This window comes from Stenotrophomonas maltophilia group sp. Smal32, from assembly GCF_030237085.1.
GTDB lineage: Bacteria > Pseudomonadota > Gammaproteobacteria > Xanthomonadales > Xanthomonadaceae > Stenotrophomonas > Stenotrophomonas maltophilia_Q.
In genome coordinates, this window is record NZ_JASJSI010000070.1 from 1 (window position 1) to 22856 (window position 22856).

General features: G+C 68.0%; 24 protein-coding genes and 1 pseudogene. 16 read left to right on the forward strand and 9 right to left on the reverse strand.

Annotated features, from left to right (window positions below; translation table 11 throughout):
* Nucleotides 1–347: 347 nt before the first annotated feature.
* Both msrA and QRO91_RS15615 read right to left on the reverse strand, forming a co-directional pair.
* On the reverse strand, nucleotides 348–1013 hold the full coding sequence (gene msrA / locus QRO91_RS15610) for a peptide-methionine (S)-S-oxide reductase MsrA (protein ID WP_197620283.1): 666 nt from the start codon (nucleotides 1011–1013) through the stop codon (nucleotides 348–350).
* A gap of 30 nt (nucleotides 1014–1043) precedes the next feature.
* Complete coding sequence (locus QRO91_RS15615; protein ID WP_010481810.1) at nucleotides 1044–1307, reverse strand: DUF2007 domain-containing protein; 264 nt, start codon at nucleotides 1305–1307, stop codon at nucleotides 1044–1046.
* 212 nt (nucleotides 1308–1519) lie between these two features.
* On the opposite strand from QRO91_RS15615, the gene QRO91_RS15620 reads away from it, so the two are divergent.
* From QRO91_RS15620 to QRO91_RS15645, 6 genes are all read left to right on the forward strand, one after another.
* Nucleotides 1520–3268, forward strand: a complete 1749-nt coding sequence (locus tag QRO91_RS15620) for a glutamine--tRNA ligase/YqeY domain fusion protein (protein ID WP_197620280.1) — start codon at nucleotides 1520–1522, stop codon at nucleotides 3266–3268.
* A 43-nt stretch (nucleotides 3269–3311) separates the two neighbouring features.
* Nucleotides 3312–3965, forward strand: coding sequence for a membrane protein (locus QRO91_RS15625; RefSeq protein ID WP_049428811.1), 654 nt, complete (start codon nucleotides 3312–3314; stop codon nucleotides 3963–3965).
* Between the two features lie 48 nt (nucleotides 3966–4013).
* Nucleotides 4014–4736: a DUF6348 family protein gene (locus tag QRO91_RS15630; RefSeq protein WP_197651042.1), complete on the forward strand. Its 723-nt coding sequence runs from the start codon at nucleotides 4014–4016 to the stop codon at nucleotides 4734–4736.
* A gap of 95 nt (nucleotides 4737–4831) precedes the next feature.
* Nucleotides 4832–5392, forward strand: coding sequence for a nucleoside deaminase (locus QRO91_RS15635; protein ID WP_004154307.1), 561 nt, complete (start codon nucleotides 4832–4834; stop codon nucleotides 5390–5392).
* Nucleotides 5376–6443, forward strand: coding sequence for a 23S rRNA (cytidine(2498)-2'-O)-methyltransferase RlmM (gene rlmM, locus QRO91_RS15640; protein WP_049428813.1), 1068 nt, complete (start codon nucleotides 5376–5378; stop codon nucleotides 6441–6443). Before QRO91_RS15635 ends, rlmM begins: the two co-directional genes overlap by 17 nt.
* A 49-nt stretch (nucleotides 6444–6492) precedes the next feature.
* The gene (locus QRO91_RS15645) at nucleotides 6493–6888 is read left to right on the forward strand and encodes an EF-hand domain-containing protein (RefSeq protein WP_197620279.1); all 396 of its coding nucleotides are present in this window, start codon (nucleotides 6493–6495) and stop codon (nucleotides 6886–6888) included.
* A gap of 177 nt (nucleotides 6889–7065) precedes the next feature.
* Here the strand turns inward: QRO91_RS15645 and QRO91_RS15650 are convergent, their stop codons facing one another.
* Together QRO91_RS15650 and ubiH are read right to left on the reverse strand one after the other, a co-directional pair.
* Complete coding sequence (locus QRO91_RS15650; RefSeq protein ID WP_197620278.1) at nucleotides 7066–8247, reverse strand: UbiH/UbiF family hydroxylase; 1182 nt, start codon at nucleotides 8245–8247, stop codon at nucleotides 7066–7068.
* Nucleotides 8244–9452 carry a 2-octaprenyl-6-methoxyphenyl hydroxylase gene (gene ubiH, locus QRO91_RS15655; protein ID WP_049428816.1) on the reverse strand — a complete coding sequence of 403 codons (1209 nt, stop codon included), beginning with the start codon at nucleotides 9450–9452 and terminating at the stop codon, nucleotides 8244–8246. The genes QRO91_RS15650 and ubiH overlap by 4 nt, the downstream gene beginning before the upstream one ends.
* Nucleotides 9453–9558: 106 nt before the next feature.
* Between ubiH and QRO91_RS15660 the strand changes: the two genes are divergently transcribed.
* From QRO91_RS15660 to QRO91_RS15705, 10 genes and pseudogenes are all read left to right on the forward strand, one after another.
* On the forward strand, nucleotides 9559–10143 hold the full coding sequence (locus QRO91_RS15660; protein ID WP_049428818.1) for a hypothetical protein: 585 nt from the start codon (nucleotides 9559–9561) through the stop codon (nucleotides 10141–10143).
* Between the two features lie 8 nt (nucleotides 10144–10151).
* On the forward strand, nucleotides 10152–10706 hold the full coding sequence (locus QRO91_RS15665) for a cob(I)yrinic acid a,c-diamide adenosyltransferase (protein ID WP_049428822.1): 555 nt from the start codon (nucleotides 10152–10154) through the stop codon (nucleotides 10704–10706).
* Between the two features lie 9 nt (nucleotides 10707–10715).
* A complete protein-coding gene (locus QRO91_RS15670) occupies nucleotides 10716–11654 on the forward strand; it encodes a histone deacetylase family protein (protein WP_049428824.1) in 939 nt (312 codons plus the stop codon).
* An 89-nt stretch (nucleotides 11655–11743) separates the two neighbouring features.
* Nucleotides 11744–14251 (forward strand): LPS-assembly protein LptD, encoded by a 2508-nt coding sequence (gene lptD / locus QRO91_RS15675; protein WP_285310462.1) that lies wholly within the window; start codon nucleotides 11744–11746, stop codon nucleotides 14249–14251.
* Nucleotides 14248–15576 (forward strand): annotated as a pseudogene (locus QRO91_RS15680) (peptidylprolyl isomerase); the annotation flags it as partial. The gene lptD and the pseudogene QRO91_RS15680, both read left to right, overlap by 4 nt.
* A gap of 18 nt (nucleotides 15577–15594) precedes the next feature.
* Nucleotides 15595–16575, forward strand: coding sequence for a 4-hydroxythreonine-4-phosphate dehydrogenase PdxA (pdxA, locus tag QRO91_RS15685; protein WP_197651045.1), 981 nt, complete (start codon nucleotides 15595–15597; stop codon nucleotides 16573–16575).
* Complete coding sequence (gene rsmA / locus QRO91_RS15690; protein ID WP_049428834.1) at nucleotides 16572–17375, forward strand: 16S rRNA (adenine(1518)-N(6)/adenine(1519)-N(6))-dimethyltransferase RsmA; 804 nt, start codon at nucleotides 16572–16574, stop codon at nucleotides 17373–17375. The genes pdxA and rsmA overlap by 4 nt, the downstream gene beginning before the upstream one ends.
* Before the next feature lie 13 nt (nucleotides 17376–17388).
* Nucleotides 17389–17772, forward strand: coding sequence for a Co2+/Mg2+ efflux protein ApaG (apaG, locus tag QRO91_RS15695; RefSeq protein ID WP_005412297.1), 384 nt, complete (start codon nucleotides 17389–17391; stop codon nucleotides 17770–17772).
* 15 nt (nucleotides 17773–17787) lie between these two features.
* Nucleotides 17788–18807 carry a symmetrical bis(5'-nucleosyl)-tetraphosphatase gene (locus tag QRO91_RS15700; RefSeq protein WP_197620274.1) on the forward strand — a complete coding sequence of 340 codons (1020 nt, stop codon included), beginning with the start codon at nucleotides 17788–17790 and terminating at the stop codon, nucleotides 18805–18807.
* Entirely contained in the window at nucleotides 18804–19448 is a 645-nt protein-coding gene (locus QRO91_RS15705) for a DUF1287 domain-containing protein (protein ID WP_197620273.1), read from the forward strand. Before QRO91_RS15700 ends, QRO91_RS15705 begins: the two co-directional genes overlap by 4 nt.
* A 100-nt stretch (nucleotides 19449–19548) precedes the next feature.
* On the opposite strand, the gene QRO91_RS15710 is transcribed toward QRO91_RS15705, so the two are convergent.
* The 5 genes from QRO91_RS15710 to QRO91_RS15730 are packed head-to-tail and all read right to left on the reverse strand — an operon-like array spanning nucleotide 19549 to nucleotide 22838.
* Entirely contained in the window at nucleotides 19549–20040 is a 492-nt protein-coding gene (locus QRO91_RS15710; RefSeq protein ID WP_197651047.1) for a dihydrofolate reductase, read from the reverse strand.
* A 13-nt stretch (nucleotides 20041–20053) separates the two neighbouring features.
* Nucleotides 20054–20617, reverse strand: coding sequence for a hypothetical protein (locus QRO91_RS15715; protein WP_285310463.1), 564 nt, complete (start codon nucleotides 20615–20617; stop codon nucleotides 20054–20056).
* Nucleotides 20614–21408, reverse strand: a complete 795-nt coding sequence (locus tag QRO91_RS15720) for a thymidylate synthase (RefSeq protein WP_197651048.1) — start codon at nucleotides 21406–21408, stop codon at nucleotides 20614–20616. The genes QRO91_RS15715 and QRO91_RS15720 overlap by 4 nt, the downstream gene beginning before the upstream one ends.
* Nucleotides 21405–22292, reverse strand: a complete 888-nt coding sequence (lgt, locus tag QRO91_RS15725) for a prolipoprotein diacylglyceryl transferase (protein ID WP_049428844.1) — start codon at nucleotides 22290–22292, stop codon at nucleotides 21405–21407. Before lgt ends, QRO91_RS15720 begins: the two co-directional genes overlap by 4 nt.
* A 51-nt stretch (nucleotides 22293–22343) precedes the next feature.
* The gene (locus QRO91_RS15730; RefSeq protein ID WP_049428846.1) at nucleotides 22344–22838 is read right to left on the reverse strand and encodes a TPM domain-containing protein; all 495 of its coding nucleotides are present in this window, start codon (nucleotides 22836–22838) and stop codon (nucleotides 22344–22346) included.
* Nucleotides 22839–22856: the final 18 nt, after the last annotated feature.

Sequence of the window (22856 nt, forward strand, 5' to 3'; positions counted from 1 at the left end):
AGCGGGTCGCGCGCTTCGCTTGCTCGGAGCCGAGCATGGCTCGGCTCTACAAGGGCAATGCAGAACCAAACAAAACGGACGCGGCGAACGCCGCGTCCTTTTTGTTTTCCATCAGTTCGTCAGTAACCCAATGCTCTTGCCCACCGTCACCGGGAAACTGTCGAAGGTGGGACGGGGGCGGCTGGCAGGACCGTTGGCGCCATGGATGGCGCCATCGAGCCCCCAAGGACGGGTTTACGGCGTGTCCTGCCAGCCGCCCCCGTCCCGCCAACCCATCATCAACCCAGAGCCGCGTTGGATGTTGATGTTGATGTTGACGTTGCCCGCCGCAGGCGGACCTCCGCGCGTCAGCGCGGCACCTCCACATCCAACCCGATCGGGCAGCTCACGCCGGTGCCGCCAATGCCGCAGTAACCGTTCGGGTTCTTCGCCAGATACTGCTGGTGGTAATCCTCGGCGTAGTAGTACGCCGGCGCCGGATACACGATCTCGGTGGTGATCGGGCCGTAACCGGCCGCATCCAGTTGGGCCTGGTAAGCCTCGCGGCTGGCCAGCGCGGCCTTGTACTGGGCCTCGTCGGTGGCGTGGATCGCCGAGCGGTACTGGGTGCCGGTGTCGTTGCCCTGGCGCATGCCCTGGGTCGGGTCGTGGCTCTCCCAGAACAGCTGAAGCAGCCGCTCCAGGCTCACCACCGCCGGGTCGAACACCACCTGCACCACTTCGGTGTGGCCGGTCAGGCCCGAGCAGACCTCTTCATAGGTCGGGTTCGGGGTGATGCCGCCGGCATAGCCGACCGAGGTGCTGTACACGCCCGGCTCGGTCCAGAACTTGCGCTCGGCGCCCCAGAAGCAGCCCAGCGCAAAACGGATCTGCTGCAGGCCGGCGAAGCGGTCCTTCAGCGGATGGCTGTTCACGAAGTGCTGGTTGCTGTGCAGCGGCAGCGGTTGGTCACGCCCCGGCAGTGCTTCTTCCGGGCGCGGCAGGCGCTGCTTGAAGGCGCCGATGCCGAGGATGCCCTGGCCAATTCCCAACATGATGCGCTCCTACGCCGGAAGGCCGGCTATGTCGTCTGCATCTGAAATGGGGGCGTCCGGCGCGTGGCCCAAGTCCAGCGCCGCCACGATGTCTTCGGCCTGCGGCCGCGCCGCGTCGGGGATACCTACCCGCAGCACGCCGAACAGCGGCAGCTCGCCCATGCCGCCCAGCAACGACTCGCCGAACACGAAGGCCGGGATGCCGGCATCTTCCAGCGCGTGCTTGACCAGGTGGGCGTCGAACAGGTTGTCGGCCTTGTACACGATGTGCATGTGGCGGCTCCTCGGGGCAAGGGTCCAGCATACGCCCGGGCGCTGAATGCCGCCGTTGACGGCGAATGACCGTTCTGCCGTCCAGCGGCCGGCGCTACCGGAAGACGGGTTGGTAGTGCCGGCCGCTGGCCGCCAGCCCCAGACGCCACCGGGCAGCCTTGGCCTGTACGCGCTAGACTGTTGGTCTTTCTGCCCTTTTTCGCCCCAGACTCATGTCCGAGCACACCCCCGCCAGCCCCGAGACCCCCGCCGACAGCCACGAAAAGCGCGATTTCATCCGCCAGATCGTGCGCGAGGACCTGGCCAGCGGAAAGCACCAGGCGATCAAGACCCGCTTCCCGCCCGAGCCGAACGGCTACCTGCACATCGGCCATGCCAAGTCGATCTGCCTGAACTTCGGCATCGCCGGTGAGTTCAGCGGCGTCTGCAACCTGCGTTTCGACGACACCAACCCGGCCAAGGAAGACCCGGAGTACGTGGCCGCGATCCAGGACGACGTGCGCTGGCTGGGCTTCAGCTGGAACGAGCTGCGCCACGCCTCGGACTACTTCCAGACCTATTACCTGGCCGCCGAGAAGCTGATCGAACAGGGCAAGGCCTACGTCTGCGACCTGTCGGCCGAGGAAGTGCGCGCCTACCGCGGCACCCTGACCGAGCCGGGCCGCCCGTCGCCGTGGCGCGACCGCAGCGTCGAGGAAAACCTCGACCTGTTCCGCCGCATGCGCGCCGGTGAATTCCCGGATGGCGCGCGCACCCTGCGCGCCAAGATCGACATGGCCAGCGGCAACATCAACCTGCGCGATCCGGCGCTGTACCGCATCAAGCACGTCGAGCACCAGAACACCGGCAACGCGTGGCCGATCTACCCGATGTACGATTTCGCCCATGCGCTGGGCGATTCCCTCGAGGGAATCACCCACTCGCTGTGCACGCTGGAATTCGAAGACCACCGCCCACTGTACGACTGGTGCGTGGACAACGTCGATTTCGCCCATGACGACGCGCTGACCCAGCCGCTGGTCGACGCCGGCCTGCCGCGCGAAGCGGCCAAGCCGCGCCAGATCGAGTTCTCGCGCCTGAACATCAACTACACGGTGATGAGCAAGCGCAAGCTGATGGCGCTGGTCACCGAACAGCTGGTGGACGGCTGGGAAGACCCGCGCATGCCGACCCTGCAGGGCCTGCGTCGCCGTGGCTACACCCCGGCGGCGATGCGCCTGTTCGCCGAGCGCGTGGGCATCAGCAAGCAGAATTCGCTGATCGACTTCAGCGTGCTGGAAGGCGCGCTGCGCGAAGACCTGGACAGCGCCGCACCGCGCCGCATGGCAGTGGTCGATCCGGTCAAGCTGGTGCTGGGCAACCTGCCGGAAGGCCACGAAGAGCAGCTGACCTTCAGCAACCACCCGAAGGACGAGAGCTTCGGCAGCCGCCAGGTGCCGTTCGCGCGCGAGGTGTGGATCGACCGCGAGGACTTCGCCGAAGTGCCGCCGAAGGGCTGGAAGCGCCTGGTCCCGGGCGGCGAAGTGCGCCTGCGCGGTGCCGGCATCATCCGCTGCGATGAAGTGATCAAGGATGCCGACGGCACCATCACCGAGCTGCGCGGCTGGCTGGATCCGGAATCGCGTCCGGGCATGGAAGGTGCCAACCGCAAGGTCAAGGGCACCATCCACTGGGTCAGCGCCGTGCACGGCGTGCCGGCCGAGATCCGCCTGTACGACCGCCTGTTCTCGGTGCCCAACCCGGACGACGAATCGGAAGGCAAGACCTACCGCGACTACCTCAACCCGGAATCGCGCCGCACCGTCACCGGCTATGTCGAGCCGGCCGCGGCCAGTGCCGCGCCGGAGCAGTCGTTCCAGTTCGAGCGCACCGGCTACTTCGTTGCCGATCGCCGCGACCACACCGAGGCCAAGCCGGTGTTCAACCGCAGCGTGACCCTGCGCGACACCTGGTCGGCCTGAGGACCTGCGCGGGCGCCGGCACGGCGCCCGCACGACCGCGACGATGATCACCGCCCTGTCCGCCCTGCTCTGGTTCATCTCGCAGCATCCGCTGCTGACGTTCTTTGCAGCAATGGTGCTGGCCGGGCTGGTCTCGTGGTGGCGGCGTTCGCCGGTCTACGCCATCGTGGTGTTTCCGCTGGCGATGCTCAACATCTTCCTCGGCAGCTTCCTCAACGCCACCTTCCTCAATGCGGTGGGCGAGCGCGGTGAAGCGGTGATCGTGAAGGCCGAGGAAACCAATTCCACGCTCAACGAACAGTACATCTGGCGTTACGAAGCGGTGTTGCGCACCGCAGAGGGCCGCGACGTGGAGGTGGTGTTCCATACCAACACCGCCTCGCTGTGGCCGCTGGAGAACGCGATCCGCATCCCGGCGCAGGACCAGCCGTTCGTGGTGAAGTACACCCCGGGCTTTCCGCGCAACTTCGTCATCCTCACCAACGAATCACCGCACGGCATCGCCCAGGCCCGTGCCAGCGCGCGCGAGCGGGTGGAGGTCGCGGCACGCAAGCTGCACTTCAGCCCAGGCAATGCCGACTTCCGCGCGGACTATCGCCGCGAGCTGGATACCTGGCTGCGTGATCATGGCAACGATCCGCAGCAGCAGTCCGACGCACGGCGATATCGCGCAGAACGCGAAGCACTCGATCACTAGCACCAGGCCCGGCCTGGATGCTCCACCCGATCCATCCACAGGCCTGACATGACCAGGACGTCCACCGCCCTCCTCCCGCTGCTGCAGCAGGTCCTGCAGGACGCCGGCATCGCCAGCCGCGTCGACGGCAACGCGCTGCTGCTGGACAGCGGCCTGCGCCTGACCCCGCATGCGATGGCGGCACACGCGCGCGACAACGGTGGCTGGCAGACCTCCACGGTCATCGAGGCGCAGCATCCCAGCCTGTTCGCCGATGGCCTGTTCGAGTACCAGCACGCCAACGGTGCCGATGAGCAGGCGTCGCTGCTGTCCGGCTTCCAGACCTGGGTGCGGGTGGACCTGGCTACCCTGCAGACCGCAGTGGGTGCCGACGACGCGCAGGGCCTGCCGATGATGGGCCTGACCTATCCGGCCGGTGACGATGGCGAGGAACACGAGCGTACCGTGGTGCTGGGGCCGTTGGCGCACTACCGTGCACAGGAAGTGGATGCCTCCACCTGCAGCGAGGACGATCATGGCTCCTGCCCCTGCTGCCTGTTCACCCGCAGCATGGAGGCCTTCGACGACCTGCTGAAGGCGCGCCAGTTCCTTGCCATCCGCCTGTTCGCCTCGCGCGATGCCGATGGCCTGTGCGAGGCCGATTGCCGGGTCAATGGCCACGACTTCGCTGCTGCCCTGCCATTGCTGCGCGCCTATGCCGCCAGTTGGCCGCAGGCCGGGCTGGAATTCCGCAAGCAGTACGTGGTGATCCGCACCGGCTCACCCGGCTGACCTGCCCACGCCCGGTACAGGCCGGTGCGGCTACACTGCGCGCCGGTTTCCCAAGCAACCGCACTTTCTTCCATCCCACACGAGGCACCCCCGCGATGCTGTACGCGCAAGTCCACCTGACCCTTCCCGCCTGGATCCACGACCAGATCGACCTGGATCGTCGATATCCGGGCGATGAGGCCAAGGTCGCGCTGGCGATCGAGCTGTCGCGGCTGAACGTCGAACACGCCAGTGGCGGCCCGTTCGGCGCCGTGGTGTTCGGCCCGGATGACAAGGTCATCGCCGCCGGCGTGAACCGGGTGATGCCGCACGCGACCTCACTGGCGCACGCCGAGAACATGGCCTACATGCTGGCCCAGCAGCGCCTGCAGACCCCGCGCCTGAACGCAGTGCTGTCGCCGGTCACCCTGGCCACCAGCTCGCAGCCGTGCTGCCAGTGCTACGGCGCCACCGTGTGGGCCGGCATCGACCGCCTGCTGATCGGCGCCAACTCGGCCGACGTCGAAGAACTGACCCCGTTCGATGAAGGCCCGCTGCCGGCGGACTGGGTCGGCGAGCTCAACAAGCGCGGCATCGAAGTGGTGCAGGGCCTGAACCGCGACGCCGCGCGCAGCGTGCTGCGCGCCTATGGGGAAAGCGATGGCGCCCGTTACTGAAACCGGCATCGGCCTGCTGTGCCTGTGCCGGCAGGGCTTCGAGCCCGAGCTGGCCGGCGAGCTGCAGTTCCGCGCCGGTGAAGCCGGTTTCGCCGGCTATGCACGCACCCAGCGCAATGATGGCTACGTGCTGTTCATGTGCGACGAAGCCGCCGCGCTGGCGCCCCGCCTGCGCTGGCGCGAGCTGATCTTCGCGCGGCAGAAGCTGGTGGTACTGGCAGAGCTGCCGCAGCTGGATCCGAGTGACCGCATCACGCCGATGCTGGAGGTGCTGGCCGATGCGCCGCGCTTCGGCGACCTGTGGGTGGAACATCCCGATTCTGACGCCGGCAAGCCGTTGTCGGGCCTGGCGCGTGCCTTCGGCAATGCGCTGCGCCCAGCGCTGCGCAAGGCTGGCAAACTCAGCGACAAGCCGAACAACCGCTTGCCGCGCCTGCATGTGGTGTTCGTCGACGGCACCCATGCCTTCGTCTGCGTGGCCGACCCGGCCGACAGCGCACCGTGGGCCTTGGGCATTCCGCGCCTGAAGCTGCTGCCCGAGGCCCCCTCGCGTTCGGCACTGAAGCTGGACGAAGCGCTGCTGACCCTGCTGACGCCGGAAGAACGCGAGGCATTGGCCAAGCCAGGGATGCGCGCGGCCGACCTCGGCGCCGCACCCGGCGGCTGGACCTGGGTGCTGACCCGCCAGCACATGCACGTACTGAGCATCGACAACGGCCCGCTGCGCCAGCACGTGCTGGACACCGGGCTGGTCGAGCACCTGCGCGCCGACGGTTTCCACTGGCACCCGGAACAGCCGCTGGACTGGATGGTCTGCGACATGGTCGAGCAGCCGCGCCGCGTGGCCGAGCGCATGGCCACCTGGTTCCGAGAAGGCTGGTGCCGGCACGCGATCTTCAACCTGAAGCTGCCGATGAAGAAGCGCTGGGACGAGACCCGGCTGTGCCTGGACCTGTTCCAGGACCAGGCCGGCAAGCCGCTGGTGGTGCGCGCCAAGCAGCTGTATCACGATCGGGAAGAAATCACGGTGCTGGCCTCGCCGCTGCGCTGAACCCATTGCATCCGCCGGGCATGGCCCGGCGCTACCGGGGAACGGAACCATGCGCTACCACTCGCTCACCCTGCTGATCACTTTGCTGGCAGCCGCACCGGCCATGGCCCAGCAGCTGCCGCACACCCCGGCGCAGAGCCAGCCGCTGGGCCCCACCGGCGGCGCGATCCGCCAGCAATCGCTTGATGCGGGCCGGATCAGCGGCAGCGTCGAGATTGCACAGCCGGCCGGCGAGGCGCAGGTGACGGTGCGTTCGCTGGAGCCCAGCAGCGTGGTTGGCCAGTACCGCATCCACTTCGCTGCGCTGGACGTGAACGGCGATGGTTTCATCAGCCGTGAGGAAGCGCAGGCGAATCCGGCGCTGGCCGATGAGTTCAATTCGCTGGACCGCAAGCACCGCGGCAAGCTGGACCGTGCCGACCTGGCCGGCTGGCTGGTCGACTGAAAAAGGGGACGGAGGGGATTAAGTCGTTTGTGCCACAAACGACTTAATCCCCTCCGTCCCCTTTTTTGTTCACCGATGCCGGAAGCGTGCCAACCAAGGTTGGCACCTACCAGAGCGGCGTCCCGTGGTTGGTAACACGCCAGCGACGCCCGCAGCGTCGTGCGGCATGTATTCCGCTTACACCCCAGCGGCGCGCTTCCAGAACGCCTGCACCAGCGGCGGCCATTTGCCCACGCAACCCAGCGCGCGGCCACGGGCCAGGGTCAGGTGCATCTCATCGTTGGAGAACAGGCGATTGATCGCATCGAAGCTGTAGGCGGCGATGTGGCTGTCGCTGCGCCGTTCGCGGGCCCAGCGCTGCAGGCGCTGCGGCGACAGGCGCGGCTGGCCGCGGCGTTCTGCCGACGGCGCCAGCCACTGCTGCAGAGCGGCTACATCGCGCAGGCCCAGATTCACGCCCTGCCCGGCCAGCGGGTGCACCACATGCGCGGCGTCTCCCAATGCCAGCACACGGCCGGCCACGTAGTGGCGGGCCAGCTGGCGGCGCAACGGGAACGCCGCGCGCGGCGAGGCCAGGCGCAGTTCGCCCAGCCGCGCAGCGAAGGCGCGGGTCAATTCCCGGTTGAACGCCTCCTCGTCCAAGGCGAGCACGCGCGCAGCCTCGTCCTCCGGCAGGGTCCAGACGATCGAGCTGCGGCGTTCGGCCACCGGCAGCAACGCCAACGGCCCGGTCGGCAGGAAGCGCTGCCAGGCCGTGGCCTGGTTCGGCAGTTCACTGTCGACATAGGCCACCACGCCACGCTGGTGGTAGTCATGCTTTTCCACCTCGATCCCGGCCAGCTGGCGCAGGGTCGATTCGGCACCGTCGGCGGCCACCGCCAACGACGCTTCGAGGCGACGACCGTCGTCCAGGCGCAGGCGCACGCCGTCCTCGTCCTGCTCCAGCGCTTCCACCCGTGCCGGGCAATGCAGCTGCACGCCCGCGGCCGGCAGCGCCGCCCACAGGCGGTCCTGCAGCAGGCCGTTCTCGACGATGTAGCCCAGTTCGCGCCGACCGAAACGATCGGCGTCGAACAGCAGATCCTCGCCACCGGCCGCGTCCCACACCTGCATGCGCCGGTAGGGCCACGCGCGGGCCTGCGCGATCGCCGGCCACACGCCCAGGCGGTTCAACAGCTGCACGTTGTCGGCGGCAAAGGCGAACACCCGCAGGTCCGGCTGCGCAGCCTGCCACGGCGCCGGTTCGCGGCCTTCCACCAGCGCGACCGACAGCCCGGCGTCGGCCAGCGCCAGCGCGCACGCGGCACCGACCACGCCACCGCCGACGATGGCCACATCCAGGCGCGCGCGGCGGCTCATGCAGCTTCTCCGCGGCACAACCGCGGCACTTCGCCACGGAAGCCCATCGCGCCACCGACCAGCATCGACTGTACCGAAGCACGTTGTGCGGCCACCAGGCCGAGGCTACGCAGCGGCCGCATCAGCGGTGCCGGGTTGCTGGTCAGCCGCGCCAGGCCTCCGGAGAACGCCACGGTCTGCCGGCGGTCCTCCTCGCGGCGCGCGACATAGGCCTGCAGCAGCGCATCGCTGCCGGCATCATCGATGGAATCTTCCAGCAGCTCGGCCAGGGTCAGCGCATCGCGCAGGCCCAGGTTGAAGCCCTGTGCACCCAGCGGGTGAATGGTCTGCGCGGCATTGCCGAGCAGCACCGTGCGCTCACCGGCCAGCGCGCGCGACAGCACCTGGATGAGCGGATAAGCACTGCGTGGGCCGGATTCGAGCAGACGGCCGGCACGCCAGCCGATCGCATCCTGCAGGCGCTGCAGCCAGGCCGCATCGTCCAGCGCCATCACGGCATCGGCCTGGTCGCGTGCCACGCCATGCACGGTGCCGAAGTGGCGGTCACCCCGCGGCAGCAGCGCGGTCGGACCGGTATCGGTGAAGCGCTCCCAGGCCGTGCCGTCCGGCGCGCGCTGGCTGCGCACGCGGGCCACGAACAGGGTCTGCTGGAAATCATGGCGGTCGACCTCGATGCCCAGTGCACCACGCACGCCACTGGTCGTGCCATCGGCACCGACCACCAACCGTGCCAGCAGCACGCGCTCGCCGGCCGCGTCGGCCACCCGCACCTGGCGGTAGCCGTCAACCACCTCGCCCAGCCCCAGGAACCGCATCGGTCGGTAACGGTGCAGCCGAGGCAGCTCCTGCAGGCGCGCTTCCAGCGCCTGGCCGAAGTCGCGGGCGACCACCACCTGGCCGAACCACGGCCGGTCGTAATCGGCCGCTTCCAGCTGTACACGGCCGAAATCGCCGGCGCGGCTGACGTGGATGCGGCGAATAGGGCCGGGCGACATCGCCAGTTTCTGCATCACCCCCAGCGCGGTCAGTGCGTTGACGGTGGCTGCGGCGAAGCTGAGGTTGCGCTGGTCGAACACCGCCGGCAACTCGCCGGCCGGGCTTGCCTCGAGCAGGCCCACGTCGCGGCCGAGGCGGTCCAGGGCAATGGCCAGGCTGGCGCCGACCAGGCCACCACCGACAATCAGCACGTCATGTCGTTCACTCATGCGTTCATGATACGCGCTCGCCCCGTCTGTACGCCGAACGGCCGCTCCTGCGCCAACCCGCGCGGCGGGCTAGAATGAAACCTGAATCCGCTCCGGGCCCGCCACCATGTCCGACACTGCCAACCGCGCCTTCGTCCTGTCCGTGCTCGTTCTGGTGCTGGCAGCGACCCGGGTCAACCACTTCGCGGCCATCCCCGATGCCTCGTGGGCGGTGTTCTTCATCGGTGGCTTCTACCTGGCGCGCTGGACGCGCTGGGCGTTCCCGCTGCTGATGGTGTTCGCGGTGCTGGTGGACTGGATCGTGATCCGCAGCAGCGGCCTGGACTTCTGGCAGCACTACTGCGTGTCGCCGGGCTACTGGCTGCTGCTGCCGGCCTATTTCTCGCTGTGGGCCGGCGGCATGCTGCTGGGCCGCAACTACCAGACCGCACGCTGGCCGGTGCTGGCCAAGGGCGCACTGCTGCTGGTCGCTTCGGTGGCGGTCTGCCACCTGCTGGCGCAGGGCGGTTTCTACTGGAGCAGCCGCAACGTGGCCGAGCCGACCCTGGCCGGCTGGGCGCAGAACTACGCGCAGTGGTTCGGCCCCTACCTGCGCACCACCGCCATCTACGTGGCGCTGGCTGCCGCGCTGCAGCTGGCCGTGGAGCAGGTGCTGAAGCTCCAGCAGGCCCGCCGCGACATCCGGCACTGAGCCACGCCATGGGTCATCGCCTCTCGCGCATCTACACCCGCACCGGCGACGACGGCAGTACCGGCCTCGGTGACGGCCAGCGTGTCGCCAAGGATGACGCCCGGGTGGCGTCCTACGGAACCGTCGACGAGGCCAACGCCGCGCTCGGCCTGCTTCTGGCGGCTCCGTTGCCGGAAGACGTGCGCGCGCTGGTCGTGCACCTGCAGCACCAGCTCTTCGACCTGGGTGCCGAGCTGTGCATCCCCGGCCACGCCGCGATCCACGCCGCCGATGTGTCGGCACTGGAGCAGCAGTTGGACCATTACAACGCCGGCCTGCCGATGCTGAAGGAGTTCATCCTGCCGGCCGGGGGCGAGGCCGCTGCACGCTGCCACCTGGCACGCACCATTGTCCGCCGCGCCGAGCGCGAGACGGTCACCCTGGCCCGCCACGAAGCCGTGCGCAGCGAGGCGCTGCAGTACCTCAACCGGCTGTCGGACCTGCTGTTCGTGCTGGCCCGGGTGCTGGCCCGTGCCGACGGCCAGGGCGAGGCGCTGTGGCAACCGCAGCAGCGCCAGCGCTGAGTCGGCACGATGCTGGTCTACACCCATCCGTCCTGCCTGCTGCACGACCCCGGCCCCGGCCACCCGGAGTGCCCGCAACGCCTGCAGTACGTACTCGATGCGCTGCATGCGGCCTTCCCCGGCCAGCTGGACTGGCGCGAGGCGCCGCCGGCCAAGTTCGGTGAGCTGACCCGGGTCCACGACAGCGCCCTGCTGGACTTCGTGCTGCAGCCGCAGACCGCGCCGCTGCGCCAGCTGGACATGGACACCTGGACCTCGCCCGGCTCGGCCAGTGCCGCCGTGCACGCCGCGGGTGCCGGCGTGGCCGCGGTCGATGCGGTGATGCTGGGCGACGACCCTCTGGCCTTCTGCGCAGTGCGTCCGCCCGGCCACCATGCCACCAGCAGCACGGCGATGGGCTTCTGCCTGCTCAACAACATCGCCATCGCCGCCGCCTACGCCCGCGACCGTCATGGCCTGGAGCGGATCGCGGTGGTCGATTTCGACGTGCACCACGGCAATGGCACCCAGGACATCTTCCAGCACGATGCCCGGGTCTCGTACTACAGCACCCACCAGGCCGGCCTGTTCCCCAATTCCGGCCTGCGCCGCGACCGTGGCGCCGGCAACCTGATGAACATCCTGCTGCCCCCCGGCAGCGGGGGCTTCCGCTTCCGCAACGTCTGGGCCGACGAGATGCTGCCGGCCATCGACGACTTCCGCCCGCAGCTGCTGCTGATCTCGGCTGGCTTCGACGCCCACCTGCGCGATCCGCAGGCCGACCTGATGCTGGAAACCGACGATTTCGCCTGGATCACCGGTGAACTGCACGCGCTGGCACGGCGCCATGCGGCCGGCCGGGTGGTCTCGATGCTGGAGGGCGGCTATGACCTGCAGGCACTGGCCGAGTGCAGCGTGGCCCATGTCCAGGCCCTGATCTCGGCGGCCAGCGGTGGCACGTCCGGATGAACCCGAACCGGCGGCCACCGGCGCCCTTCATTGCCCCTATGCAAGGGATGGGGCAAGCTACCGTCCGTTTTCGCCCGAATCCGAACCGCGTGCGCCGAGCCCTCCGCCTGCTTCCCCTGCCTCTGAGCATCGCCATCAGCCTGCCGGTGATGGCCGATGAAAAGCCGCTCAACTGGGGCCTGTGCCCGGCCACCGACGTCATCCCCGCGTTCACCGACGCCCCGACCCCGGTCCCCGGCCAGGACAAGGCCAGCGCCGCCGCCGCGCGCGAGCAGCAGCCGACCGACATCGAGGGTGACCAGCTGCTGGGCACCACCACCGTGCCGCAGTACGAGGGCAACGTGGCGCTGCGCCGGGGTGACCAGTTCGTCGGTACCGACAAGCTCAGCTTCGACACCGAAACCGGCAATTACATCGCCGACGGCAATGTCCGCTACCAGGACGGGTCGATCCGGATGGTCGCCAAGCGTGCCGAGGGCAACCAGGAAAGCGACACCCACAAGATCACCGACATCCAGTACCAGCTGGTGTCGCGCCGGGGCAACGGCGATGCCGAGTCGGTCGACCTGCAGGGTGCGGTCGGCCAGATGCACCGCTCCACCTACACCACCTGCGACCCCTCGCAGCCGGTGTGGAAGCTGTCGGCGCCGCAGATCGAAGTGGACAACGACGAGGGCTTCGGCACCGCGCGCAACGCCGTGCTGCGCATCGGCAAGGTGCCGGTGCTGTGGGCGCCGTACTTCAAGTTCCCGATCGATGACCGCCGCAAGACCGGCCTGCTGTTCCCGCAGCTGGGCATGTCCGGGCGCAACGGCTTCGACTACGCCCAGCCGATCTACTTCAATCTGGCGCCGAACTACGACGACACGCTGACCCCGCGCTACATGAGCCGGCGCGGCCTGCTGCTCGACAACGAGTTCCGCTACCTCTACAACGGCGGCCGCGGCGAGGTGCTGACCTCGTTCATGCCCAACGACCGCCTGCGTGACCGTGACCGCGGCCGGGTGATGTTCACCGGCTACCACAACGTGGACAGCCACTGGCAGGCCCGCGCCAACCTGGCCTGGGTCAGCGACGAGCGCTATGTCGAGGATTTCGCCAACCGCCTGGTGGGGGTGACCGCCTCCAACCTGCAGAGCACGGTGGGCCTGTATGGCACCGGCACGAACTGGACGGCCGGCATCATGGCCGACCGCTGGCAGCTGACCGACTACACCCTCGACGAGCGCGCCCTGCCCTACAACCGCCAGCCGCGCCTGTACTTCAACTGGGACAAGCCGGTCCGTTCATGGCTGGAAACCGGCATCTACGCCGAAGCCGTGCGCTTCACCCACGACGACATCAACTTCAAGAACGCCGTCGGCACCGGCGAGGATCTGCAGTACACGCGGACGGGCCAACAGCTCACCTCCGGCGTGGGTGTCAGCGGTGGTTCGCGACTGGACGTGAAGCCGTATGTGTCGTTCCCGATCAGCGGCGCAGCCTGGTATGTGACCCCGACCCTGGCCTACCGCTACACCGCCTACCAGCTTGATCGCGGCCTGGTCGACGGCGTCAACGGCATCCAGGCCCAGATCCTGCGCTCGCAGGGCATCGATCCGGCCACGGCCACGCCCGAGCAGCTGCGCGGCAATACCTCGCCCAGCCGCAGCCTGCCGATCGGCAGCATCGACGCTGGCCTGTTCTTCGACCGCGAAACCAGCATCCGCGGCAAGTCCTTCCTGCAGACCCTGGAACCGCGCCTGTTCTACCTGCGCACGCCGTACCGCAACCAGGATGAGCTGCCGATCTTCGATACCCGTGACTTCACCTTCAGCTGGGGCCAGCTGTTCCGCGATTCGCGCTATACCGGCGCCGACCGCCAGAACGATGCCAACCAGCTGACCCTGGCGCTGAGCACCCGCTTCATCGACCAGACCACCGGCAAGGAGCGCTTCTCGGCCTCCATCGGCCAGATCCAGTACTTCGATGAATCGCGGGTCAGCACCACCCCGGGAGGGGCGCCGGTGGAAAAGGGCAAGTCGGCCTGGATCGCCGACGGCAACTACATGATCAACGACCGCTGGACCCTGGGCGCCACCTACCAGTGGGACCCGAAGTACAAGCGCGAGGATCTGGCCAGCGTCCGTGCCCGCTACCTGATGCCCAACGACGGCGTGGTCAACCTGAGCTACCGCTACCGCTACCGCATCAACGCCGGCGCGCTGCCCGGAGCCAACAAGCATGACCGCACCCTGCTGGAGCAGGCCGACCTGTCGTTCCTGTATCCGCTGAATGCGCGTTGGAGCCTGGTCGGCCGCTATTACTACTCGCTGCAGGACAAGGAGCCGCTGGAAATCATCGGCGGTGTCCAGTGGGACAGCTGCTGCCTGGCCGTGCGTGTGGTCGGCCGCCGCTATGTCCGCAATCGCGAAGGCGAGATGAACAACTCCATCCAGGTGGAGTTCGTACTGAAGGGCCTGAGCTCCATCGGCCAGGACACGGACCGCACTCTGCGCCGTGCTATCCTCGGCTACAACCGCGACGACCTCTATCTCGTGCCGCCCAGCAACACCGGAGCGACCCGCGATGACTACGATCCGAATCTGATCCCATGACCAAGCGCTTCCCCGTTCTACTCGCCTCGCTGCTGGCGGTGTCCAGCGTGTCCGCCCCCCTGCAGGTGCTTGCCCAGGAGGCGCAGCCGCTCGACCGCATCGCCGCCGTCGTCGATGAGGACGTGATCCTGCAGAGCGAGCTCCAGCGTGCGATCGCCAACATCAAGGCGCAGTACGCCGGCCGTGAAAACCAGCTGCCGCCGGAAGACGTGCTCAGCCGCCAGGTGCTCGAACGCCTGGTGCTGGTCAAGCTGCAGGTGGCCCGCGCCCAGGGCAGCGGCATCCGTGTCAGCGACCAGGAGCTGAACCAGGCGATGAATTCCATCGCCCAGCAGAATGGTTCGAACCTGGATGCCCTGCGCCAGCGCCTGGCCCATGACGGCATCGACTTCAACGATTTCCGTGCTTCGGTGCGTGACGAGATCACCGTGCAGCGCCTGCGCCAGAGCTTCGCGCAGAGCCGCATCAGCGTGAGCGAGGGTGAGGTCGACGCCGCGCTGAAGCAGCAGGCCACGGTGGGCAACCAGTACCACCTGGCGCACATCCTGATCGCCCTGCCCGACGGCGCCAACGCCGACCAGATCGCCACCGGCCAGAAGAAGGCCGATGGTGTGAAGACCCTGCTGGACAAGGGCGAGCTGGACTTCAACGCGGCGGCCGTGCGCTATTCGGACAGCCCGAATGCACTGGAAGGCGGCGACCTGGGCTGGCGCAGCCTGGATGAAATCCCGCAGGCCTTTGCCCAGATGATGGAAAAGATGAAGCCGGGCGAAGTGGTCGGCCCGATCCGCGGCCCCAGCGGCTTCCAGCTGCTGAAGCTGGTGGAAGTGCGTGACGCCAGTGCCACTGCCGGCGCCAGCACCGTCACCGAGTACCACGGCCGCCACATCCTGGTGCGCGTGGACGACCACCAGACCGACGCGGCCGCCAAAGCCAAGATCGATACCCTGCGTGCCCGCATCGCTGGCGGCGCGGACTTCGAGACCGTGGCCAAGGAGTCCTCCGAGGACAACAACAGCAAGGGCCAGGGCGGCGATCTGGGCTGGTTCCCGGCCGATGCGTTCGGTCCGGCCTTTGGCCAGCAGGTGGCCGCTATCCAGGACGGCGGCGTCAGCCAGCCGTTCCGCACCGATGCCGGTTGGCACATCCTGCAGCGCGTGGCCACTCGCCAGACCGACGTGACCAACGACAACCAGCGTGCCCAGGTCCGCGAGACCATTGGCCGCCGCAAGCTGGAAGACGAGTACAACCGCTTCCTGCAGGAACTGCGTGGCGAAGCCTACGTCAGCTTCCGCACCGGTGACCGCGCGGAAAACACCGCCACGCCGCCGCAGTCCTGATCGATGCGACCCGAGCTCGCTCTGGTACCGGGCGAGCCCGCCGGGATCGGCCCGGAGCTGTGCGTCCGCCTTGTCCAGCAGCCGCGTGAAGATTGCCGACTACTGGCCTTCGCCGACCCGGACACGCTGCGCGCGGCTGCGGCCGCGCTGAACCTGCCGCTGCAACTGCTGCCCGAGGATGCCGAAGCGCGCGTCCCCGGCGACCTGCGCCTGCGCATGGTGGCCAATGCCGCCCCGAGCCACTTCGGCCAGGCCGATCCAGCCAATGCCGGCGCGGTCATCGGCGCCCTGCTTGGCGCTGGCCAGGCCTGCCTGTCCGGCGAACTGCACGGCGTGGTGACCGGCCCGGTGCACAAGGCGGTCATCAACGAGGGCGGCATCGCCTACAGCGGCACCACCGAACTGCTGGCCGACCAGGCCGGCGTGAAGGTGGTGATGATGCTGGCCAACCCCATCGTGCGCGTGGCCCTGGCCACCACTCACCTGCCGTTGCGCGAGGTGGCCGACGCGATCACCGCGCCCAGCCTAGAACACACCCTGCGCACCCTGCATGCCGCACTTCGGCGCGAATTCGGCCTGCCTGCACCCCGCATCGCCGTGCTCGGCCTGAACCCGCACGCCGGCGAAGACGGCCACCTGGGCCGCGAAGAGCTGGACCTGATCATTCCCCTGATGCAGCGCCTACGCGCAGAGGGCATGGACCTGATCGGGCCGCTGCCGGCCGATACCGCGTTCCTGCCGGCCAAGCTGGCCGGCTTCGACAGTGTGCTGGCGATGTACCACGACCAGGGCCTGCCGGTGCTGAAGTACTCGGGCTTCGAGCAGGCGGTGAACCTGACCCTGGGCCTGCCGTACCCACGCGTAGCGGTGGACCATGGCACCGCGCTGGATCTGGCCGGCCGCGGCATCGCCGATCCTTCCAGCCTGCAGGCGGCAACGACGTTGTGTGCGCAGCTTGCGCGGCAACGTACACTGAGCGTATGAATTCCCCGCATTCCCCCTCCGGCCCGGTGTTCACCGCCCCGGCCAAGAAGCAGCTTGGCCAGCATTTCCTGGCCGATCGCCACTACATCGACAAGATCGTGATGGCGGTCAACCCGAAAGACGGCGACCGCCTGGTCGAAATCGGTCCCGGTCAGGGCGCGATCACGCTGCCGCTGCTGCGCGTGCATCCGAAGCTGACGGTGATCGAGTTCGACCGCGACCTGATCGCGCCGCTGACCGCCGCCGCCGAGCCACTGGGCGAGCTGACCATCGTCCACCGCGACGTGCTGCGCGTGGATTTCACCGAGCTGGCTGCCGGCCAGCCGATCCGCCTGGTCGGCAACCTGCCCTACAACATCTCCTCGCCGATCCTGTTCCATGCACTGGAACATGCCGCGGTGATCCGCGACATGCATTTCATGCTGCAGAAGGAAGTGGTCGACCGCATGGCCGCCGGCCCGGGCAGCAAGGTGTACGGCCGGCTCAGCGTGATGCTGCAGGCGTACTGCCAGGTCACCTCGCTGTTCGTGGTGCCGCCGGGTGCGTTCCGGCCGCCGCCGAAGGTCGATTCGGCCGTGGTGCGGCTGGTACCGCGCGACCCGGCCTCGATCAACATCAACGACCACAAGCGTTTCGCCGAGGTGGTCAAGGCCGCCTTCGGGCAGCGCCGCAAGACCCTGCGCAATGCGCTCAACAACGTCGTGACGGCCGAGCAGTTCGTGGCCGCCGGCGTGCGCCCCGATGCCCGCGCCGAACAGCTGGATGTGGCTGAATTCATCGCTTTGGCCAATGCCTCCTGATTACACTGCCGGTATGGAAGACGCTGACGTTTATGCCATCTCCGTCGAAGTCGCACCGCGCTTCCTCGACGATCAATCCGCGCCGGAAGACGGGCGCTATGCGTTCGCCTACACGATCCGCATCCACAACCAGGGGCGCGTTGCCGCGCGCCTGGTTGCACGCCACTGGCGCATCACCGACGCCAACGGCCGCGTCGAGCATGTCGATGGCGACGGGGTGATCGGGGAGCAGCCGCGCCTGCGTCCCGGTGAAGACTTCCATTACACGTCCGGTGTCATGCTGGGGACCGATCACGGGACCATGCAGGGCCACTACGACATGGTCGCCGACGACGGCACCGAATTTGCCGCGCCGGTCGCACCTTTCGTGCTGGCCATCCCGCGTACCCTGCACTGACACGGAGGCCGAACGATGAGTGTGTGGGCGATCGGCGACCTGCAGGGCTGCTATGACGTCACCCAGCGGCTGCTGGAGAAGATCCGCTTCGATCCGGCGCAGGACACCCTGTGGTTCTGCGGCGACCTGGTCAACCGCGGTGGCCAGTCCCTGGAAACACTGCGGCTGGTTCATTCGCTGCGCGAGCACAGCATGGTGGTGCTGGGCAACCACGACCTTTCGCTGCTTGCCGTCGGTGCACGCACCGAAGAGGAACAGCGCAAGGTCAACCCGGACCTGCTGCGCATCGTGCAGGCCGAGGACCGCGACGAACTGCTGGACTGGCTGCGCCTGCAGAAGCTGGTGCACGTGGACCGCGAGCTGGGCTGGATGATGGTGCACGCCGGCCTGGCGCCGAAGTGGACCACGCAGATGGCCGAGAAGCATGCCGCCGAAGTCGAGGCACAGCTGCACGGCGCCGGCTACCGCAAGTTGTTCCGCAACATGTACGGCGACAAGCCGAGCTGGGCACCGAACCTGTCCGGCTACGACCGTTCACGCGCGATCATCAACGTGCTCACCCGCATGCGCTACTGCACCCCGCGTGGGCGCATCGGCATCGAGGACAAGGGCACGCCGGGCACGCAGGAACAGGGGCTGTATCCCTGGTTCGAAGTGCCGGGTCGCGTCGAGCGTGACCTCAAGGTCGTCTGCGGCCACTGGTCGGCGCTGGGCCTGACCATCACCCAGGGCGTGCACGCCATCGACACCGGCGCGGTGTGGGGCGGCAAGCTGACTGCCATCCAGCTTGATACCGATGAGCTGCGCGTGGTGCAGGTGCCGGGCCGCGATGTACCGGCACCGGTGCCCAACGCCCGTCCCCCAGCGCGACCGGCGCACGAGCGCCCGGCTGCATCGGCGCAGGGCAAGGAACAGGGCGGCGGCAACGCTCCGGCCGGCACCCCGGGCAACCGCGGCCCGCGCCGTCGTCGGCGCCGTGGTGGTGGTGGTGGCTCTGCGGGCCCCGGCAACAACAGTCCTCCGCCGCAGGCATGACGCGGCGCGGCTGGGCACCATGGATGGTGCTGCTGACGCTGGCCCTGGCCAGCGGCTGCCAGCCCACTTCGCCCCCGGCCCCCACCGGCGGCGGAAACGCCGGCCACGCGCCGGCACAACCGCAGGCGCCTTCGCCGCCACTGGTGGCCGCCGCACGCGCGCAGATCGGCGTCACCACCCGCTACGACCCTGCCTACCAGGTGCTGGCCTATCCCGGCGGAGACGTCCCGATTGATCGCGGCGTGTGCACCGACGTGGTGGTGCGCGCGCTGCGCAGCCTGGGCGTGGACCTGCAGGCCCGCGTGCATGAGGACATGCGCGGCAACTTCAGTGCCTATCCGGCGATCTGGGGCCTGACACGGCCGGATCGCAACATCGATCATCGTCGCGTACCGAACCTGATGCGCTGGTTCGAACGGCAGGGCTGGCAGCAGCCGATCACCGCCGCCGCCGCCGACTACGCGGCCGGCGACATCGTCGCCTGGAAGCTCAACGGCAACGGCCTGCTGCATGTGGGCATCGTCTCCGACCGGCGGCTGGCCAATGGCACGCCGCTGGTGCTGCACAACATCGCGCGCGGCACGCGCGAAGAGAACCTGTTGTTCCGGCACACCGTCATCGGGCATTACCGGATGCCCTGAACGTTGCAACGGCCGGTTCCGTAGAGCCGAGCCATGCTCGGCTACGCCATGTGTCCACCAACAGCAGCCGAGCATGGCTCGGCTCTACAGGAAACCGCCCTCAGCGGCGCACGTAGTGCACGAAGCGGAACGCATAAGCGTGGCGCTCATCGGCCGGGTGCGGCTCGCTGCTCACTTCCTGCCACACCGCGGCATCCACCTCGGGGAAATGCGTGTCGGCAGGGACTTCGGCATCCACCCAGGTCAGGTACAGGTCACTGGCCTGGTCGAGCAGCTGTCGGAAGATCTCGCCGCCGCCGATGATGCACAGTTCACTGGCGCTCTCGCCTTCGGCAATCGCCTTGGCTTCCTCCAGCGACGCCACCGCGCGCATGCCCTCGAACGGCACCTGGCCGCTGCGGGTCAGCACCAGGTTGGTCCGCCCCGGCAGCACGCGGCCGATCGACTCGGCCGTCTTCCGCCCCATCAGGATCGGCTTGCCCAGGGTCAGCGCCTTGAAGTGCTTGAAGTCGTCCGGCAGGTGCCAGGGCATGGCATTGCCCTGGCCGATGCCACGGTTGCGATCCAACGCCACGATCATCGACAGCTTCATTGCTACCACCTCCTCAGCTGGCGTCGATCTGCAGGCGTTCGCAGGCCGCGTTGGCAGCACTGGCGGCCTGCAACGCCGCCGCCAGCGCTGGGCTGGAGGTGGACTGCTCATCCAGGCCATCGAGGATCTTCTGCTCCTGCGCCTCTTCGATATCCTTCAGGCCCGGTCCTGACAGGATGTCTGCCGACAACGCAGCAGTGTCGGTGCTGGCACGACGTGCCAGAAATGCCTGCAACTGGTCACTGGAATAGACGGTGGCAAGCTGCTGCTCGAGCGTGCGCTGATAGACCGGATCCTCGACACCCGCCTTCAGGTGCTCGGTCATCGCCGTGTACATGCCGGTTACCGCCTCACGCATCTGCGCCCGGCAGCCTTCCGGCACATCCTGGGGCATCATCGTGCTGCCGTTGAAGGCCCCGGCGAATGCCTGCACTTCCTCGCGCATGTGCTTGTGCACGATCTGCTCATTGACCTGCCTGGCCAACGACAGCGCATCGGCCGGTCCGGCCTGCACCATGGCCAGCGGCAGCATGCCGCACAGCGCCAGCAGGCCCCCGGAAATCAGGCGGATACTCATACCGCCACCGGCGCCTTGATCGCCGGGTGCGGGTCGTAGCCGTCGATGCGGATGTCGTCGAACTGGAAACCGAACAGGTCGGTCACGTCCGGGTTCAACCACAGCTTCGGCAGCGCGCGCGGTTCGCGCGCCAGCTGCTCGCGGGCCTGCTCGAAATGGTTGGAGTACAGGTGCGCATCGCCCAGCGTATGCACGAAGTCGCCCACGCCCAGGCCGGTGGCCTGCGCAACCATGTGGGTCAGCAGCGCGTAGCTGGCAATGTTGAACGGCACGCCAAGGAAGATGTCGCCGCTGCGCTGGTACAGCTGGCAGCTGAGCTTGCCATCCACCACGTAGAACTGGAAAAGGTTGTGGCACGGCATCAACGCCATCTGCGAAAGCTCGCCCACGTTCCAGGCGCTGACCACCAGCCGCCGCGAATCGGGGTTGCGCTTGATCTCGTCCACCAGCCACTGCATCTGGTCGATCTCGCGACCATCGGCGGTGGCCCAGCTGCGCCACTGCTTGCCGTAGACCGGGCCGAGGTCGCCGTTCGCATCGGCCCACTCGTCCCAGATGCGTACCTGGTTGTCCTTCAGGTAGCCGATGTTGGTGTCGCCCTTCAGGAACCACAGCAGCTCGTGGATGATCGAGCGCAGGTGCAGCTTTTTGGTGGTGACCAGCGGGAAGCCTTCGTTGAGGTTGAAGCGCATCTGCCAGCCGAACACGCTGCGGGTGCCGGTGCCGGTGCGATCACTCTTCTCCGCGCCGTGTTCGAGCACGTGCGAGAGCAGGTCCAGGTAAGCCTTCATGCCTTGTCCTCGGCGACCACCGGCAGCTGCGGCTGCAGCACCGGCGCGCGGCGCGACATCGCCAGCAGCACCAGGCCGAAGGCGATCAGCGGCAGGCTGAGGATCTGACCACGGGTCAGCCAGTCGAAGGCCACGTAGACGCCGTTGTCGGGCATGCGCACGAACTCCACGGCAAAGCGGAACAGGCCGTACATCAGCGCGAACAGGCCGCCGACCAGATAACGATGACGCGGCTTGGCCGACACGGCCCACAGCACCACGAACATCACCAGGCCTTCCAGGAAGGCTTCATACAGCTGCGACGGATGACGGGCGAACTGGTTCAGGGCGCCGGTGGCGAACTGCGACTGCAGGGTCGCATGGTCCAGCTGGTTCAGCGGCGCCGGCAGGCCGGAAGGGAACACCACGCCCCAGGTGCCGTCGGTGTACTTGCCCCACAGCTCGGCGCCGATGAAGTTGCCGATGCGGCCGAAGCCCAGGCCCAGTGGCACCAGCGGCGCCATGAAATCCATGGTGTCGAAGAAGTGCAGCGCGTGCTTGCGCGACCACCACCAGCAGGCGCCCAGCACGCCGAGCAGGCCGCCGTGGAAGCTCATGCCGCCATCCCACACCTTGAACAGCAGCAGCGGGTTGTGCAGGAAATCGCCCAGCGCGTAGAACAGCATGTAGCCGATGCGCCCACCCAGCACCACGCCGAGCATGGCGTAGAACAGCAGGTCGGAGAATCCATTGGCGTCGACGCCCGGCAGGCGACCGGCGGCGATGCGCCTGCGGCCCAGCAGCCAGGCGGCGGTGAAGCCCAGCAGGTACATGATGCCGTACCAATGCACCTTGATCGGCCCCAGCGAGAGGGCGATGGGGTCGATGTCGTGGAAATAGATCATGGAAGGTGCCTTGCGGTTGAACGCCTATTCTCGGGCCAGTGCCGCCCCGGCTCAACCAAGGAGCTGGGGCGAGTTCGGCAACGCGTCATCGTTCGACCGCGTCGAGGCCGGAAAGTGCCCTTCCACCAGGCTGGAGACCTCGTCGATGGCATCCTGCAGCGCTTCCACCGGATTGGAACCACGCAGCCCCTCGCGCAGATGCGTGCAGACCCGCTGCCACTGCGCCGGGCTGACCCGGCCGTGCAGGCCCCGGTCGGCCACGATCTCGATGGCGTGGTCGGCCAGCAGCAGGTAGATCAGTACCCCGTTGTTGTGGGCCGTGTCCCAGGTGCGCAGGCGCGCGAAGGCGTGTTCGGCCGCCTGCCGCGGGGTGACCTTGTGCCACAGCGCGGCCAGTGGCAGGTCCGCTTCCACCGCGAACATCACCTGCCCGCCATGGCGCTGCTCACCGGCCGCGATGGCCTCGGTGATCGCCTGCAGCGTGGCCGGCGGGAACGCGCGCCGTACCGATGGGGAAAACACGTGGCGACACAGTCGTTGGATCATCACCAGCCCCCCGAAGCA